We start from the raw sequence: 14,568 nt of genomic DNA on the forward strand, positions 1-14,568 counted from the left end.
CAAGTCCGGCAAGCCATGTATGTGCCGGGATTGGGCGGAAACCTAGTGAACTTTTCGTCATGTTGCGCCCATGAAAAAGCGGCGCGCAAGGCCATTGCCCGCGCGCCGCTCTTTCATCTGTGGCGGGGTAAAGCGCTTAGAGCGCGGCCTTCAGCTTTTCGACCAGATCGGTGCGTTCCCAGGGGAAGAAGTCTCCTTCCGCCTTGCGGCCGAAATGGCCATAGGCGGCCGTCGGGCGATAGATGGGCTTGTTGAGGCCGAGATGGGTGCGGATGCCGCGCGGGGTGAGGCCGCCCAGTTCCTTGATCGACTTGATCGCTTCCTCGATCTTTGCATCATCGACGCTGCCGGTGCCGTGGGTGTCGACATAGAGCGACAGCGGTTCCGACACGCCGATGGCGTAAGCGAGCTGGATCGTACAGCGGCGGGCGAGGCCAGCGGCGACGATGTTCTTGGCGAGATAGCGGGTGATGTAGGCGGCCGAACGGTCAACCTTGGTCGGGTCCTTGCCCGAGAAGGCGCCGCCGCCATGGGGCGATGCGCCGCCATAGGTGTCGACGATGATCTTGCGGCCGGTGAGGCCCGCGTCGCCGTCAGGGCCGCCGATTTCGAAGCTGCCGGTGGGATTGATGTGATAGACGGTCTCGTCGGAGAGCAGATCGCCGGGAAGGACTTCGGCGATGACGCCCTTCACATATTCCTTCAGTTCCGCTTCGTTGGCGCCTTCGTCATAGCCCTTGGCATGCTGGGTCGAGACGACGATGGCGGTCGCGGCGGCGGGCTTGCCATTTTCGAAGCGCAGCGTGACCTGGCTCTTGGCGTCCGGTTCAAGGAAGGGTGCGCGGCCGGAGTGGCGGTCTGCGGCCATCTTGGCGAGGATCTTGTGGCTGTAGTCCAGCGTGGCGGGCATGAGGTCGGGCGTTTCGTCGCAGGCGAAGCCGAACATGATGCCCTGGTCGCCAGCGCCTTCGTCCTTGTTACCGGCGGCGTCGACGCCCTGCGCGATGTGCGCGGATTGGGCGTGGAGATTGTTTTCGAAGCGGAAGCTTTCCCAGTGGAAGCCTTCCTGCTCATAGCCGATGCGCTTTACGGTTTCGCGGACGGCGCGTTCGATCTCTTCCTGTGCGCCCGGAGCCCACTGGTCATTTTCATAGACGCCCTTGCAGCGAATCTCGCCAGCCAGCACCACGAGTTGCGTCGTGGTCAGCGTTTCGCAGGCGATGCGGGCTTCCGGGTCCTTCGACAGGAACAGATCGACGATGGCGTCGGAAATCTGGTCCGCGACCTTGTCGGGATGGCCTTCGGACACGGATTCCGAGGTGAAGAGATAGTTGCTGCGCATGGGACTCCCGTAAGCCAAGCTGGCGTGAAAGCGACATAAAGAAAAGTTTATGTGCCCCTATTAGCCCTTCACCCTACGGATGGCAATGGCCAGTCCGGCCAGCAGAGCCATGAACAGGAGGGGCGCCCAATTACCCAAATGGGCAAAGAGCGTGGGCGGCAGCGCGGGGGGCAGCGCGCCGTCGAGATAGCCGGCGCGGTGGAGGCCGAGGGCGCGCAGAACGTGGCCGCGCGCATCGATCACCGCTGACACGCCGGTGGGGGTGGAGCGGATGATGGGGATGCCTTCCTCGATCGCGCGCAGGCGGGCTTGTGCGAGATGCTGGACCGGCCCCCAGCTGCCGAACCAGGCGTCGTTGGAGGGGTTGAAGAGGAAGGCGGGGCGGTTCTTCGCGTCGATCACATGGCCGGAGAAGATGATTTCGTAGCAGATCTGGACGCCCATCTTCAGCTCCGGGCGGCCGAGGGTGGCGGGGAGGGTGAGGCTTTGCGGGCCGGGGCCGGGCCAGAAGTCGGCGTCGCCGGGGACGAGGCGGGAGAGGCCGATCGGCTGGAGGAGCGCGCGCATGGGGAGATATTCGCCATAGGGGACGAGATGCGCTTTGTCATAGCGACCGAGTAGTTGCGCCTGAGGGGAGACGATGAAGAGGCTGTTGTTCGCTCCGGCGAGGGCGTCGGTGGTGACGCCTTCTTTCTGAACCTGCTTGAAATAGACTTTGGTTGCGCCGGTCATCAGCAAGTCGCCGGGGCCGAGCAGCGCGGCGAGGCGCGCGCGCCATTGCGGTTCCATGTCGAGATAGGCGGGGATGGCGGCTTCGGGCCAGAAGATGAGGCGCGGGGCGGGGCGGGGTGTGCCGGAGAGGGTGGCCAGGGTGCGGAAGTGGGCTTCTTCCAGTGCTGGCGAGTATTTTTCGTCCTGGCCTATGTTGGGTTGGACTACGCGAATGCGTGGGGCGCCTGCGGGGGTTTGCGGGGTGGGTGTGAGGAGGCTCCAGAGGGCTAGGGCGGTGAGGGGTGCGGCGATGGCGGCGGCGGGGCGGAATTGACGTTTGGCGGTGAGGAGGATGGCTCCGGCGGCGAGGATGGTGAGGCCGCCTACGCCATAGGTGCCGATCACCGTTGCCGCGATAGTGATGCCGGTGGGGAGTAGGGTGACGCCGAGGGGGTTCCAGGCGAAGCCGGTGAAGGCGGTCGCGCGGAGATATTCGCTGGCTATCCAGCAGGCGGCGAAGATGAGGGTGAAGGGGGTGCTACCGCCCACCCCGCTGCGACTAGGCGGCAGAGCCGCCAAGTCTCGCTGCCCCTCCCGCTTGCGGGAGGGGAAGTTATGGGCGAGCCACCATGTGCCGAGCGTTGCCAAGCCGGGATAAACCGCGAGGTAAAGGGACAGGAGAACGACAGCGCCATAGCCGAACCAGTGGGGCATGGCGTCCTGGAAGGAGAAGGCGTGGGCGATCCAGTTGAGACCTAGGGTGAAGTGGCCGAGGCCGAACAGCCAGCCGCGCGTGAAGGCGGCGCGGCGGGTGGGGGCGGTTTCGATGAGCCAGAGGAGCAGCGCGAAGCAGGCGAGGGTGACGGGCCATAGCTTGAGCGGCTCAAATCCGGTGGCGGCGACGAAACCGGCGAGCAGGGCCGTGAGCCTGGGGAAACGGGCGGGCAGTTGCATCATCGAACAGGGATCAGCGGATGGTGGCCATGGTGGCGTGGCTGCACTTGTCGTTCTTGTGCCCGCCGCCCGACAGCATCGATGCCGCGATGAAGCCGCCCACCACGAGGACGAGGAAAGCGGCGGAGAGGAGGCCCAGATATTTCTCGATGAACGCCTTTATCGGGCGGCCGAATTTCCAGAAGAGGAAGCCGACCAGCATGAACTGAAAGGCGCGGGACAGGATGCTGGCCCAGAGGAAGGTGAAGAGCGACAGGCCGATGAAGCCTGCCGTGATGGTGATGAGCTTGAAGGGAATGGGCGTTGCGCCCTTCACCAATATGATTTCAGCGCCATAGTCGCGCAGATAGCAGGCGGCGACGGGGAATTTGGCGGCAAGGCCAAGAGCGTGGAGGATTTGTTGTCCGACGGCCTCATAGAGGAAATGGCCGATCGCATAGCCGAGCATGCCGCCCAATACCGAGGCGACGGTGCAGATGATGCCGAAGCGGATCGCCCGTTCCGGCCGGGCAAGGCACATGAGGCCAAGCAGCGGGTGCGGGGGGATTGGGAAGAAGCTGCTCTCCATGAAGGAGATGACGAAGAGCCAGCGTTCGGCATGGGCGTGGGCGGCTTTGGCCAGCGTCCATTGATAAAGCTTGGTGAGCATCGGGGGCGGGCCTAGCGGAGATTACCGGGGACGGCCAGCGCTTTCATCCCATTACGGAGTTGCAACATCGTGAAGGCGTTGACGCGGTGAGAACGGCTCGGCATCACCCCTCTTCTCCGCATCAGCAGCCCGGCCGGTTTTTTGTGACGATTTCCAACCCATCATGGTCGAAAGTGCGCGAGCGTGGTGGGGGATTGATCTTTGCGCTGGGGCTGAACGCGCTGCTGGTGCTGGCGCTGCTGACATTGGCGCCGGGTCTTGATCCCCAGAAGGTTGATCCGCGCAATCCGGTGACGTTCGACATGGCCGCTGCGCCTGAACCTCAAGCCGAGAAAAGCCCCGAGCGGGCTGAAAAGAAAGAAAAAGCGGCGGCGCCGGAAAAGAAGGAAAAGGAACCCGACAAGCCGCGCAAGCCGGTCGAGAAACCCGTCGTGACGCCGGTCGAAAAGCCGATCGTGACTTTGCCGCCGACCAAGCAGCCGTTCCTGCAACTGGACAGCGCGCAGATGGCGGTGGCGGACATCGGCAAGATGCCCAAGACGGATGACAGCCAGAGCGCGGGCACGGCTGGGCAAGGGAATAGCCGCATGGCGGCGGGGCCGGGCGAAGGGCCAGGCGGCGTCCAGCTGTTCGAGGCGGAATGGTATCGGCGGCCAACGCCTGCGGAACTGGGCGGCTATATGCCCGCCAATGCGCCCGCCGGTGGATGGGGGCTGGTGGCGTGCAAGACGGTGGAGAATTTCCGGGTCGAAAATTGTCAGGCGCTGGGGGAATCGCCGCAGGGGTCGGGCTTTGCGCGGGCCGTTCGGCTGGCGGCATGGCAGTTCCTGGTGCGCCCGCCGCGCGTCAATGGGAAGGCGATGGTCGGGAGCTGGGTGCGGATCAGGATCGACTATAGCCGAGCACCTGCCAACAGCGGTGGGGCGGGCATGTGAATTTAGGTTGCATTTCGATACCTATATGAGATGAGGTGTCCCGTCGATTAGTAGGGAGACTCTCATGATCATTTATGGCGCGCGTCCATCGCCCTTCGTCCGCAAAGTTATCGTCTTTGCCGCCGAGAAGGGGCTGGCGGTGGAAGTGAAGCCCGGCGGCTTTGGCCAGGGCGGCGAGATTTTCGAGCGGGCGTCGCCTTTCGGAAAGATGCCCGCGTTTCAGGATGGTGATTTCCTGATCAGCGACAGCAGCGCGATCATAACCTATATGGATGCCATCAAGCCCGATCCTGCGTTGATCTCGACAGAGCCGAAAGCGCGTGCGCGGACGATCTGGTATGAGGAGTTTGGCGATACCATCGTGCAATCCGCCGGGGCCGCGATCTTCTTCAATCGCATGGTTGCTCCGTTGCTGGGAATGCCGCAGGATTTAGTGGCGGCAGACCGGGCGGAGGCGGAGCAGCTTCCGAAGATTGGCGATTATATTGAGAAGATCCTTCCGGAGAGCGGCTTTCTGGTGGAGGATCGCTTTACTCTGGCCGATATTGCGGTTGCCTGTCCGCTGATCAACGTCGGCTATTGCAGTTCGAGCTTGAAAGGCGGGCGCTGGCCGCGGCTGGAGCAATGGTTGGAGAAAATCTGCGCGCGGCCGAGTTTTGCCGATGCGCTGGCGGCGGAAATGAAGGGCATTGAAGCCATGCGGGCATCTTGAACGAACCTATATGGAACATTATGCTTGACATCGTCACGCTGTTCTGGCAGTTATGTCGATATTGGGAATTGTGAGTCGCCGGGATGGTGACGCGGCAAGGGCTGGTCCGGAAGGACTGGCCCTTTTTCGTTGGGATAGTGGGGGGCGAGGGGATGGGGCAAGAGGACGGCGCGAAGGTGGTGCGGCGTTTTTCCGGCAAGGCCAGCGATGCGCCCGACAGGGAATTGATCGTGCAGCGGAGCCAGCGCGGCGCGGCCGGTAGCGGGGCGCAGATGCGCGCGGTGCGCCGGGACGGCTGGACTGTCGAGCGGCGCAAGGTGTTCATGGAAACGCTGGCGGCGACTTGCAATGTCAGCGAGGCAGCGCGGGTGGCGGGGAAGAACCTGTCGAGCGCCTATTATCAAAAGAGGCGTGATCCCGGCTTTGCGCGGGAATGGGCGCAGGCGCTGGGCGTCGGCTATGCCGAACTGGAGGCGCTGCTGCTGCGGCAGGCGCTGTTCGGCACGGAAGAGGAAGAGGTGGTGCTGGACGGAGAGGGTATGGTGAAGAGCCGGAAGGTGAAGCGCGGGCATCCCAACGCGGTGGGTGTGCGATTGCTGGTGCAGCACCGGCGCGAGGCGGGGGAGAGACTGGCGGCGGATGCGGTTGATAGGCCTGATGGGGAGGATGCGGTCGAGCGGTTGCGGGAGGCGTTGGAGAGGGTGCGGGAGAGGCGGGGGGAGGGGTGATTTGGGGGGTGAGCAAAGCTTCTCCCTCTCTCCTTTAAGGGAGAGGAATTGTCGCTGACTCTTTCATTCCGTCATGCCAGCGGAGGCTGGCATCTCTGGCGATAGCGTTCGGTCTGGCCTCATGAGATCCCAGCTTTTGCTGGGATGACGTGGAGGTGGAAGGTTCACCGCACTGCTTCGGGCGCATGTCTCAGGTGGAGCAGGGGGTAGGGGCGGCCTTGGCCGTCCTTTTCCGAACGGCCGGTGCGGGCGAAGCCCATGCGTTCGTAGAAGGTGAGAGCACCTTCATTCTGTTCGTTGACGTCGGTGGTCATAGCCGGGTGGAGGGCGAGGCCGTGGCTTACGAGCGCGCGGCCGACGTCTTTGCCGTGCCAGGCGGGGTCGATGAAGAGGGCCTCCATATGCGTGCCTTCTATCAGCATGAAGCCGACCGCCCGGTCATCGGCGTCGGTCGCCAGCCATGCGGGGGCGTGGGGCAGGAAGCGGGACACTTCTTTATCGAGCGATCGGCGATCGGCTGGATCGAGGAAATCATGGGTGGCGTCGATGGCGGAGCGCCAGATGTCGAGCAGGCGGGCGCCGTCGGCGGCGCGGGCGGGGCGGATCGATGTCATGGCCTCACATATAGAGATGAGGTGGCCCAGGCGAAGAGGCGCGGAGTTGGAAAGAGTTGAAGCGGGGCGAGGAGAGCGCGGGCCGATGGGTGGCATGTCGGATTTCGAGAGGTTGGCGGTCCTGCCCGACGCGGCGCGGGAGCGGGTGCTGGCGGGGCTGAATGGCGCGGCGGCGCAGGCTTTGGAACATGATTGGGAATGGCTCGCCCGGCCGGAACAGCTGGCGCCGGGGGGAAACTGGCGTGTCTGGTTGATGATGGCCGGGCGCGGGTTCGGCAAGACGCGGGCCGGGGCGGAATGGGTGCGGCGGGTTGCGGAGAGTGACGGTCAGGCGCGGATTGCGCTGGTCGGCGCGACTTTGGGCGAGGCGCGGAGCGTGATGGTGGAGGGGCCTTCCGGGCTGCTGTCGATCGCGCCCTGGTGGAACCGACCGGTCTTTTCGCCTGCGCTGCGGCGGTTGGTGTGGCCCAATGGGGCGATGGCGCTGCTGTTTGGGGCGGCTGACCCGGAATCGCTGCGCGGGCCGCAGTTCAGCCATGGCTGGGCGGACGAGATTGCGAAATGGCCGCAGGCGCAAGCGGCCTGGGACAATATGATGATGGGGATGCGGCTGGGGGGCGCTCCACAAGTGATGGCGACGACGACGCCGCGGCCGGTGGCGCTGGTGCGCGGGCTGGTGGCGCGGGATGGCGCTGATGTCGCGGTGACGCGGGGGCGGACGGCGGACAATGTAGTGAACCTGGCCGATGGCTTCGTGGCGGCGATGGAGCAGAGCTATGGCGCGACGCGGCTGGGGCGGCAGGAATTGGACGGCGAGCTGATCGAGGAGGTTGAGGGCGCGCTGTGGAACCGGGCGCTGCTGGAGCGGTGCCGGGTGGCGCATGTGCCGGGCGGCGATGGTGGTGGGGCGCTGCTGTCGCGGGTGGTGATCGGGGTCGATCCTCCGGCTTCGGCGCATGGAGATGCTTGCGGCATTGTGGTGGCGGGGATTGGCGGCGATGGGCGGGCTTATGTGATTGCCGATGCCAGTGTTGAGAAAGCGAGCCCGGAAGGCTGGGCGCGGGCGGTGGCTGACGCGGCGGCGGTGCATGGCGCGGATCGGGTGATTGCCGAGGCGAATAATGGCGGAGCGATGGTGGAAAGCGTGCTGCGCGCGGCGGAAGCGGCGCTGCCGGTGCGGTTGGTGCATGCGAGCCGGGGGAAGGCGGCGCGGGCCGAGCCGGTGGCGGCGCTGTATGAAGCCGGGCGGGTGCGGCATCGCGGGGCGTTTTGGGCGCTGGAGGATGAGATGTGCGGGCTGATCGCCGGGGGTGGCTATGTCGGGCCGGGGCGGTCGCCGGATCGGGCGGATGCGCTGGTCTGGGCTTTGACGGAATTGATGCTGGGACGGCGGGGGGATGCGCGGGTGCGGGCGGTTTGAGGAACCGGGCGCCCAAGCGCGGCGTATTATCCTAAGTCAATTTTTAAAGGGAGTGAGGCTGATGAAATTGGCCAGGATGATGATCGTAGCGGCTGCCGCGACTTTGGCTGCGACGCCGGTTATGGCGGCTTCGCTTAACGGTAAGGAGCGGGCTCGGGTGGCGCGGGCGGCTCCGCGTGATCGGGATGATGTGCGTTACTGCCTGTTACAAGCGAAGAAGGGGCGTGATCGCGGGACGGTGATTGGCGCGGCGGGTGGTGCTGGCGTGGGTGCTTTGGCTGGCGGGAGCTTGGGTGAGTCCTTGCTGGCGGGCGCGGCTGGGGCTGTGGCTGGGCGTGTTATTGGGAAGAGTGAGGGGACTAACGCGGAATGCGATCGGGTTTTGCGGCGTAATCCTTGAATTGACGGGTGAGGGGGCTTTCCCCTCTCCAGGTTACGGTAGGCGGCAGGCCGCCAACCTTCACCATCCTCTCCCCTGAAGGGGAGAGGATTTTTGTTTGTGGGGCTTTCGATGAAATTCTTTGGGGCTAGGGCGGCGCGCGGGGGCGCGCGGCCGGTGTTGGCGCGTGCCTGGGGTTCGGGCGCGGTGGCTTTGGGGGAATGGCCTGCTTCCTATGAGGCGCAGGTGCGCAGTGGCGTGATTGGTAATCCGGTGGCGCAGCGGGCTTTGCGGCTGGTGTCGGAGGGCGCGGGGGCTATGGCTTTGCTGGCGAGCGGGGTCGAGGAGGAGGAGCGTGGGCCGGTGCTTTCGCTGCTGACGCGCTGCTCTGCGGGGCAGGGGTTGGTGGAGACATTGGCGAGCCATTTGCTGTTGCATGGCAATGGCTATGTGCAGGTGATGATGGGGGCGGATGGGACGCCGGTCGAGCTATATGCGCTGCGGCCGGAGCGGGTCAGCGTGGAGGCGGATGCGCGGGGGTGGCCTGCGGCTTATCTCTATCGGGTCGGAGACAGCGTGACGCGGCTGCTGCCCGAGGATGCGGCGGGACGGGCTTCGATCCTGCATTTGAAGGCGCTGCATCCTTTGGATGATCATTATGGGCTGGGATGCGTGGGCGCGGCGGCGGGCGCGGTGGCGATCCACAATGCGGCGACGGTGTGGAACAAGGCGCTGCTGGACAATGCGGCGCGGCCTTCGGGGGCTATGGTTTATGATCCGGGCGACGGGTCGGTGATGAGCCCGGAGCAGTTCGAGCGGGTAAAGCGGGAGATGGAGGTCGCCTTTTCCGGTGCGGCCAACGCCGGGCGGCCGATGTTGCTGGAGGGCGGGCTCGACTGGAAGGCGATGAGCCTGACGCCTGCGGAAATGGACTTTGTGGGGCTGAAGGCGGCGGCGGCGCGGGAGATTGCCCTGGCTTTCGGGGTGCCGCCGATGCTGATGGGGCTGCCGGGGGATAATAGTTACGCCAATTATCGTGAGGCGAACAAGGCGTTGTGGCGGCAGACGATATTGCCGTTGGTGGCGAAGATCTGCGGTGGGCTGGCGCAGGGGTTGCAGGGGTGGTGGCCGGGTTTGTCGTTGGCGGCGGATCTGGATGCGGTGCCTGCCTTGTCGGACGAGCGGGCGGCTTTGTGGGAGCGGGTGGCTGCGGCGGATTTTCTGACGGCGGATGAGAAGAGGGTGATGTTGGGGGTTTGAGGGGCGCGCAGAAGCGCAGAGGGCGCGGAGGATTTTGCAGGGCTGCCTTTGGGCGGCTTTTTTGTTGCTCTGCGGCCTTTGCGTGCTCTGCGCGATAATCGGCAGCGGGGGCTGATGAAGAGGGTTGGTTGGGATGTTGAGGAGAGGGCGGTTCCCCTCTCCCGCTGCGACTAGGCGGCATCGCCGCCAAGTCTCGCTGCCCTCTCCCCTGAAGGGGAGAGGGAGAGGAGGGTAATTCTTATGAAATATGATGGCGAGATGCTGGCGCGGCTGGTGGCGCAGGCTGACGCGGCGCCGGGGCAGATGGACATGGTGATGATCCGCGCGCTGATCGAGGAGGCGAGCGAGTTGGGCGCCGGGCGGGCGCTGGAGCGGCTCGGCTTGAGCGATCGGCGCGCGGAGGATGATGTGCGGGAGTTGCGTGAGCTGCTGTCCGCCTGGCGCGACGCGAAGAAGGCGGCGCGCGGGGCGGTGGTCGGCTGGGCGGTGCGGATCGTGATGGCGCTGGTGCTGCTGGGTGTAGCGGTGAAGGCTGGGCTGGTCGGCATGGTGCGGGGATGAGTGGCCCGAGCGGTGAGTGCGACGTGCGGTTCGCGGGGTATGCGGCGGTGTTCGATCGGGTGGATCATGGCGGTGATGTGGTGCGGCCGGGGGCTTTTGCGGGCGTGGCGGCGGGGGTGCCGCTGCTCTGGCAGCATCTGCCGGGTGAGGCGATCGGGACGGTTGAGCGGGTGGAGGAGGACGCGCGCGGGCTGCGGGTAATTGGGCGGGTGTCGGGTAGGACTTCTGCCGGGAGGGCGGCGGCGCGGGCTTTGAAGGAGCGCGCGGTGGATGGGTTGTCCTTTGGCTATCGGGTGCGGGAGGCGCGGGGGGCTGGGCCGCGCGAACTGCTGGCGCTGGAGCTGGTGGAGGTGAGCGTGGTGACGCACCCGATGCAGCCTTTGGCGCGGGTGATTGCGGTGGAGGGGTAGCGCTTCTCCCCCCTCATCCAACTTCGCCTAAGCGGCTCTGCCGCTAAGGCTTCGTATCCTTCTCCCCCGGGGGGAGAAGGTTTTGATGAGCGGTCCTTTGGGGCCGCTTTTTTTGTGGGAGTGGTTGATGACGGATCAGTTGGAAGCGAGCTTTGATGCGGTGGTGCAGGGTGAGCGTATCGAGGCGCTGGAGGGTGAGGTTGCGGCGCTTAAAGGCGCGCTGGTGCAGCAGCAGCGGCCTGCGCTGGATGGGGTGAAGGGTGGGACGTTCGATCCCAAGCGGGCGGCTTTTGTCGAGCGCTATGTGCGGCAGGGGCTTGAAGCGGGTGTGGAGCTGAAGAGCTTTTCCGGCGCGAGTGGTGCGGCGGGTGGCTATGCGGTGCCGCGTGAGATCGACCAGATTATTGATGCTACGTTGAAGGCGATTTCGCCCATTCGTTCGATTGCGAATGTGGTGCGTACCGGCAGCGCTGGCTATCGCAAGCTGGTGACGTCGGGCGGCATCGTGTCGGGCTGGGCGAGTGAGACGGGTGCTCGGGCGGAGACGGCGACGCCGAGCTTCAACGAGATCGTGCCGCCTTATGGCGAGCTTTATGCCAATCCGGCGGCGAGCCAGGCGATGCTGGACGATGCGCAGTTCGATGTCGAAGGATGGCTGGCGGGCGAGATTGCGCGCGAGTTTGCGGCGGCGGAGGGTGCGGCGTTCGTCAATGGCAATGGCACGAACAAGCCCAAGGGGTTCCTGACCTATACGACGACCAATGAGGCAGACAGCGTGCGTGCTTTTGGTTCGCTGCAATATGTGGCTTCCGGCGGCGCGGGTGCTTTTGCTGCGACCAACCCCGAGAACAAGCTGATCGATCTGGTGCAGAGCCTGCGGGCGCCTTATCGTCAGGGGGCGTGCTTCGTGATGAATTCGGCGACGCTGGCGGTGATCCGCAAGATGAAGACGAGTGATGGGGCGTTTATCTGGCAGCCTTCGCTGAGCGCTGGGCAGCCTGCGACGCTGCTGGGTTATCCGGTGGTGGAGGCCGAGGATATGCCGGATCTTGCTGCGGGTTCGCTGTCGATCGCCTTTGGTAATTTCCAGGCGGGCTATGTGATTTCGGAGCGTAGCGAGACGAGCATCCTGCGCGATCCGTTCAGCAACAAGCCGTTCGTGCATTTCTATGCGGTGAAGCGGATTGGCGGCGCGGTTTCCAATTCGGAGGCGATCAAGCTGATGAAGTTCGCGGCTTCGTAACAAACCCCCTCATCCAACTTCGCCTAGGCCCGTTCGGGCCAAGGCTTCGTATCCTTCTCCCCCCTCAGGGGGAGAAGGGTCTTTTTTTAGGGAGGGGCGGTTGGTGCTGGTGCGGGAAGAGGCTGGGGTGGCGGGGGCGTCGCTGGCGGAATTGAAGGATTATCTGCGGATTAGTGGCAGTGGCGAGGATGGGTTGCTGGAGGGGCTGCTTAGAAGTGCGACGGCGTTGTGCGAGCAGTTTGTCGGGCAGTGGCTGATCATTGGTGAGGCGCGGGAGACGGTGCGGGCTGATGGGGGATGGCAGCGGCTGTCCGCTACACCGGTGGTGGCGATCCTGGGGGTCGATGCGGTGGGGCCTGATGGTGTGGGGCAAGCGTTGGCTATCGATGCCTATTCGGTGGATATTGATGCGGCGGGGGATGGTTGGGTGCGGGCGCGGCATTTGGCTGGCCAGCGGGTGCTGGCGGTGCATTATCGGGCGGGGGTGGCCGACGATGCGGATGGGCTGCCCGAGCCGATCCGGCAGGGGATCGTGCGGCTGGCAGCGGAGCATTTCTCCGCGCGTGGCGGTGATGTGGCGACGCCGCCTGCGGTGGTGAGCGCGCTGTGGCGGCCGTGGCGGCGGATGCGGCTGGCATGAAGGTGGCGGCGCTGGCGCGGTTGGTCGAGGCGCGGGCGGCGCGGCGGCGTGGGCAAGTGGCTGAGGCGATGCTGGCGGCGGGCGTGGAGGATGCGCGGGTCGAGGGGGAGGCGGTGCTGTTGTCGGGGCGGGGGTTGCTGCGGCGGTGGCTGGGCGACCTTGATCTGCGCGAGAGGGTGAGGGGCGGGCGATGAGTGCGGAAGTTACGGTGCGGGCGGCGGTGATCGCGGCTTTGGGCGGTGATGCGGCGTTGATGGGCGGGCTGAATGGCCTGTTCGATGGTCAACCTGTGCGAGCGAGCGTGCCCTATGCGGTGGTGGGTGAATGTATCGCCAGCGAGTGGGGCGCGAAGGATGTGGACGGGCGGGAGCTGCGGCTGACGATCGGGCTGCATGATGCGGGGGAGACGCCGGGGCGGCTTTCGCTGCTGTTGGAGCGGGTTGATGGCGTGATGGACGTTTTGGAGTTTGCCGAGGGGTGGCGGATCGTCGGGGTGCGGTTGATCCGGTCGCGCGTCGTGAAGGGGCGCGAGAAGGACGCTTGGCAGGCGGTGGTGGATTATCGGGTGCGGGTGGTTCGGGCTGAGTAGGGCGAAGAAGAAGGGAAGCCCTTCGACAAGCTCAGGGCGAACGGTGTTTTTTGGGTGGTGTCAACTCACCCATATGCGTTCGGCATCATAGCGCTAGTCGTGGTGCCACGCTTCAACCGCCCGGTTTGGAATAATCCTCGAACTCGCCGGTGATCTTGTCGACATATTCGGCGATCTGGTCGTCGGCGTCGGCTTGGGCGTCCTTGTCGGACATGCCGGTGGATCTGTCGTCAGCGACGATGGCGGCGCGGAAGGCGGCTTCCTTGGCGCTGCATTTTGATTTCAGCGTGGACTGGAAGTCGCCGAGCGACAGCTTTTTGTCGAGCGCGGGACTGATCTCTTTCGACAGGCACTCGGAATACGCCTTGCGGCCAGCGCCGACGGCATCGCCGTTTTGCGCCGAGGCGGCCAGCATCATCATGAGGGGAGCAGCGAACAGCATTCGAACCTCTCCAATCGCAATTCAGGCACGGTTTATCTTACAGGAGAATGCTCCATGGCAGTGGAAAAAGGAAGCGCGTTTCTATTGAAAGTGGGCGATGGCGGGTCGCCTGTCGCCTATGCGACGGTGGCCGGGATGCGGACTACGCAGCTGTCGGTGAACGGCGAGGGCGTCAACGTCACGTCCAAGGATTCCGGTGGGTGGCGCGAGCTGCTGTCGGGCGCGGGCGTGCGGTCGGTCAGCGTGTCGGCGGCGGGGATATTCACCGGATCGGCGGCCGAGGTGCGCGTGCGTAATCATGCGCTGGCCGGGACGATCGAGCAGTTTGAATTGAGCTTTGAAAGTGGCGAGCGGATGCGTGGGCGCTTCCTGGTCACGCGGCTCGATTATGCGGGCGATTATAATGGTGAGCGTAATTATGCGCTTAGCCTGGAAAGCTCCGGCCCGGTGGTGTCGGAGTGAGCGCGGTGAATGAGGCGCCCAATAGCGCAAGGGGCGAGGCTGCATTGGAAGTGGCTGGCGAGGCTTTGCGGCTGCGGCCGAGCTTTGCGGCTCTGGTGGCGGCGGAGCAGGAGTTGGGGCCACTGTTTGAGCTGGTCGACCGGGCGGCTGCGGGCAAGCTGTCGCTGTCCGATATGGCGGGGCTGTTCTGGCACTGCCTTTCTGATGCGCCCGAGGGGATGACGCGTGAGAGGCTGGGCGAGGCGATCGTCGAGGCGGGGCTGGCGAAGCTGTCGCCGGTGCTGGGCGGCATCATCAGGCAGATATTGGGGGGACGATGAGCTTCTTCAAAGCGGCGGCGCGCTTGGCTGGCGTCGCGGGATGGTTGCTGGGGTGGCGGCCGGATGAGTTCTGGCGATCTACTCCGGTGGAGTTGGAGGCGGTGTTGCGGGCGGCTCGGGGTGAGGAGGAGCCGGAGGTTGGGGTGGATAAGGGGGAGTTGGAGCGGTTGCTGGGGGTTATGCCGGATTGAGGCAGC

Annotated in this window: 20 protein-coding genes; 15 read left to right on the forward strand and 5 right to left on the reverse strand. The window is 65.0% G+C overall.

Annotated elements, in window-relative coordinates; all coding sequences use genetic code 11:
- Positions 1 to 136: 136 nt before the first annotated feature.
- Genes metK through ACZ5TH_RS01795 form a run of 3 tightly spaced genes read right to left on the reverse strand, consistent with a single transcriptional unit; the run spans position 137 to position 3,656 of the window.
- Positions 137 to 1,342 carry a methionine adenosyltransferase gene (gene metK, locus ACZ5TH_RS01785; RefSeq protein WP_449471441.1) on the reverse strand — a complete coding sequence of 402 codons (1,206 nt, stop codon included), beginning with the start codon at positions 1,340 to 1,342 and terminating at the stop codon, positions 137 to 139.
- A gap of 60 nt (positions 1,343 to 1,402) precedes the next feature.
- Positions 1,403 to 3,010: an apolipoprotein N-acyltransferase gene (lnt, locus tag ACZ5TH_RS01790; protein ID WP_464794382.1), complete on the reverse strand. Its 1,608-nt coding sequence runs from the start codon at positions 3,008 to 3,010 to the stop codon at positions 1,403 to 1,405.
- Positions 3,011 to 3,020: 10 nt separating this feature from the next.
- A complete protein-coding gene (locus ACZ5TH_RS01795) occupies positions 3,021 to 3,656 on the reverse strand; it encodes a YqaA family protein (RefSeq protein WP_464794383.1) in 636 nt (211 codons plus the stop codon).
- Between the two features lie 143 nt (positions 3,657 to 3,799).
- Between ACZ5TH_RS01795 and ACZ5TH_RS01800 the strand changes: the two genes are divergently transcribed.
- From ACZ5TH_RS01800 to ACZ5TH_RS01810, 3 genes are all read left to right on the forward strand, one after another.
- The gene (locus tag ACZ5TH_RS01800) at positions 3,800 to 4,591 is read left to right on the forward strand and encodes a hypothetical protein (protein WP_464794384.1); all 792 of its coding nucleotides are present in this window, start codon (positions 3,800 to 3,802) and stop codon (positions 4,589 to 4,591) included.
- A 64-nt stretch (positions 4,592 to 4,655) separates the two neighbouring features.
- Positions 4,656 to 5,303: a glutathione S-transferase family protein gene (locus ACZ5TH_RS01805; protein ID WP_464794385.1), complete on the forward strand. Its 648-nt coding sequence runs from the start codon at positions 4,656 to 4,658 to the stop codon at positions 5,301 to 5,303.
- A 152-nt stretch (positions 5,304 to 5,455) separates the two neighbouring features.
- Positions 5,456 to 6,031, forward strand: a complete 576-nt coding sequence (locus tag ACZ5TH_RS01810; protein WP_464794386.1) for a hypothetical protein — start codon at positions 5,456 to 5,458, stop codon at positions 6,029 to 6,031.
- A gap of 164 nt (positions 6,032 to 6,195) precedes the next feature.
- Here ACZ5TH_RS01810 and ACZ5TH_RS01815 read toward each other — a convergent pair whose 3' ends face one another.
- The gene (locus ACZ5TH_RS01815) at positions 6,196 to 6,645 is read right to left on the reverse strand and encodes an acetyltransferase (protein ID WP_464794387.1); all 450 of its coding nucleotides are present in this window, start codon (positions 6,643 to 6,645) and stop codon (positions 6,196 to 6,198) included.
- Between the two features lie 85 nt (positions 6,646 to 6,730).
- Between ACZ5TH_RS01815 and ACZ5TH_RS01820 the strand changes: the two genes are divergently transcribed.
- The 9 genes from ACZ5TH_RS01820 (at position 6,731) to ACZ5TH_RS01860 (ending at position 13,147) form a co-directional block, all read left to right on the forward strand.
- Entirely contained in the window at positions 6,731 to 8,065 is a 1,335-nt protein-coding gene (locus ACZ5TH_RS01820; protein ID WP_464794388.1) for a DNA-packaging protein, read from the forward strand.
- Positions 8,066 to 8,126: 61 nt separating this feature from the next.
- Positions 8,127 to 8,465: a hypothetical protein gene (locus tag ACZ5TH_RS01825; RefSeq protein WP_464794389.1), complete on the forward strand. Its 339-nt coding sequence runs from the start codon at positions 8,127 to 8,129 to the stop codon at positions 8,463 to 8,465.
- A 111-nt stretch (positions 8,466 to 8,576) separates the two neighbouring features.
- Positions 8,577 to 9,704: a phage portal protein gene (locus ACZ5TH_RS01830; RefSeq protein WP_464794390.1), complete on the forward strand. Its 1,128-nt coding sequence runs from the start codon at positions 8,577 to 8,579 to the stop codon at positions 9,702 to 9,704.
- 240 nt (positions 9,705 to 9,944) lie between these two features.
- Positions 9,945 to 10,265, forward strand: a complete 321-nt coding sequence (locus tag ACZ5TH_RS01835) for a DUF6127 family protein (protein ID WP_464771995.1) — start codon at positions 9,945 to 9,947, stop codon at positions 10,263 to 10,265.
- On the forward strand, positions 10,262 to 10,675 hold the full coding sequence (locus ACZ5TH_RS01840; RefSeq protein ID WP_464771996.1) for an HK97 family phage prohead protease: 414 nt from the start codon (positions 10,262 to 10,264) through the stop codon (positions 10,673 to 10,675). Before ACZ5TH_RS01835 ends, ACZ5TH_RS01840 begins: the two co-directional genes overlap by 4 nt.
- A 127-nt stretch (positions 10,676 to 10,802) precedes the next feature.
- Positions 10,803 to 11,918, forward strand: coding sequence for a phage major capsid protein (locus tag ACZ5TH_RS01845; RefSeq protein WP_464794391.1), 1,116 nt, complete (start codon positions 10,803 to 10,805; stop codon positions 11,916 to 11,918).
- Positions 11,919 to 12,021: 103 nt separating this feature from the next.
- Entirely contained in the window at positions 12,022 to 12,558 is a 537-nt protein-coding gene (locus ACZ5TH_RS01850; RefSeq protein ID WP_464794392.1) for a head-tail connector protein, read from the forward strand.
- On the forward strand, positions 12,525 to 12,752 hold the full coding sequence (locus tag ACZ5TH_RS01855) for a hypothetical protein (RefSeq protein WP_460987638.1): 228 nt from the start codon (positions 12,525 to 12,527) through the stop codon (positions 12,750 to 12,752). The genes ACZ5TH_RS01850 and ACZ5TH_RS01855 overlap by 34 nt, the downstream gene beginning before the upstream one ends.
- Positions 12,749 to 13,147: a DUF3168 domain-containing protein gene (locus ACZ5TH_RS01860; protein WP_464794393.1), complete on the forward strand. Its 399-nt coding sequence runs from the start codon at positions 12,749 to 12,751 to the stop codon at positions 13,145 to 13,147. The genes ACZ5TH_RS01855 and ACZ5TH_RS01860 overlap by 4 nt, the downstream gene beginning before the upstream one ends.
- Before the next feature lie 112 nt (positions 13,148 to 13,259).
- Here the strand turns inward: ACZ5TH_RS01860 and ACZ5TH_RS01865 are convergent, their stop codons facing one another.
- On the reverse strand, positions 13,260 to 13,589 hold the full coding sequence (locus tag ACZ5TH_RS01865) for a hypothetical protein (protein WP_464794394.1): 330 nt from the start codon (positions 13,587 to 13,589) through the stop codon (positions 13,260 to 13,262).
- A 54-nt stretch (positions 13,590 to 13,643) separates the two neighbouring features.
- On the opposite strand from ACZ5TH_RS01865, the gene ACZ5TH_RS01870 reads away from it, so the two are divergent.
- Genes ACZ5TH_RS01870 through ACZ5TH_RS01880 form a run of 3 tightly spaced genes read left to right on the forward strand, consistent with a single transcriptional unit; the run spans position 13,644 to position 14,562 of the window.
- On the forward strand, positions 13,644 to 14,051 hold the full coding sequence (locus ACZ5TH_RS01870; RefSeq protein WP_464794395.1) for a phage tail tube protein: 408 nt from the start codon (positions 13,644 to 13,646) through the stop codon (positions 14,049 to 14,051).
- Positions 14,052 to 14,056: 5 nt separating this feature from the next.
- On the forward strand, positions 14,057 to 14,371 hold the full coding sequence (locus ACZ5TH_RS01875; RefSeq protein ID WP_464795036.1) for a gene transfer agent family protein: 315 nt from the start codon (positions 14,057 to 14,059) through the stop codon (positions 14,369 to 14,371).
- Positions 14,368 to 14,562, forward strand: a complete 195-nt coding sequence (locus tag ACZ5TH_RS01880) for a phage tail assembly chaperone (RefSeq protein ID WP_464794396.1) — start codon at positions 14,368 to 14,370, stop codon at positions 14,560 to 14,562. Before ACZ5TH_RS01875 ends, ACZ5TH_RS01880 begins: the two co-directional genes overlap by 4 nt.
- The last annotated feature ends 6 nt before the right edge of the window (positions 14,563 to 14,568 follow it).

It is taken from the genome of Sphingobium sp. TomTYG73 (genome assembly GCF_055394245.1).

Coding starts and splice junctions, on each gene's coding strand:
- ACZ5TH_RS01840 (WP_464771996.1), top strand. CDS start 10,262: ATGAGTGGCCCGAGCGGTGAGTGCGACGTGCGGTTCGCGGGGTATGCG.
- ACZ5TH_RS01880 (WP_464794396.1), top strand. CDS start 14,368: ATGAGCTTCTTCAAAGCGGCGGCGCGCTTGGCTGGCGTCGCGGGATGG.
- ACZ5TH_RS01860 (WP_464794393.1), top strand. CDS start 12,749: ATGAGTGCGGAAGTTACGGTGCGGGCGGCGGTGATCGCGGCTTTGGGC.
- ACZ5TH_RS01810 (WP_464794386.1), top strand. CDS start 5,456: ATGGGGCAAGAGGACGGCGCGAAGGTGGTGCGGCGTTTTTCCGGCAAG.
- ACZ5TH_RS01870 (WP_464794395.1), top strand. CDS start 13,644: ATGGCAGTGGAAAAAGGAAGCGCGTTTCTATTGAAAGTGGGCGATGGC.
- ACZ5TH_RS01820 (WP_464794388.1), top strand. CDS start 6,731: ATGGGTGGCATGTCGGATTTCGAGAGGTTGGCGGTCCTGCCCGACGCG.
- ACZ5TH_RS01815 (WP_464794387.1), bottom strand. CDS start 6,645: ATGACATCGATCCGCCCCGCCCGCGCCGCCGACGGCGCCCGCCTGCTC.
- ACZ5TH_RS01830 (WP_464794390.1), top strand. CDS start 8,577: ATGAAATTCTTTGGGGCTAGGGCGGCGCGCGGGGGCGCGCGGCCGGTG.
- ACZ5TH_RS01825 (WP_464794389.1), top strand. CDS start 8,127: ATGAAATTGGCCAGGATGATGATCGTAGCGGCTGCCGCGACTTTGGCT.
- ACZ5TH_RS01845 (WP_464794391.1), top strand. CDS start 10,803: ATGACGGATCAGTTGGAAGCGAGCTTTGATGCGGTGGTGCAGGGTGAG.
- metK (WP_449471441.1), bottom strand. CDS start 1,342: ATGCGCAGCAACTATCTCTTCACCTCGGAATCCGTGTCCGAAGGCCAT.
- ACZ5TH_RS01805 (WP_464794385.1), top strand. CDS start 4,656: ATGATCATTTATGGCGCGCGTCCATCGCCCTTCGTCCGCAAAGTTATC.
- ACZ5TH_RS01865 (WP_464794394.1), bottom strand. CDS start 13,589: ATGCTGTTCGCTGCTCCCCTCATGATGATGCTGGCCGCCTCGGCGCAA.
- ACZ5TH_RS01835 (WP_464771995.1), top strand. CDS start 9,945: ATGAAATATGATGGCGAGATGCTGGCGCGGCTGGTGGCGCAGGCTGAC.
- lnt (WP_464794382.1), bottom strand. CDS start 3,010: ATGATGCAACTGCCCGCCCGTTTCCCCAGGCTCACGGCCCTGCTCGCC.
- ACZ5TH_RS01795 (WP_464794383.1), bottom strand. CDS start 3,656: ATGCTCACCAAGCTTTATCAATGGACGCTGGCCAAAGCCGCCCACGCC.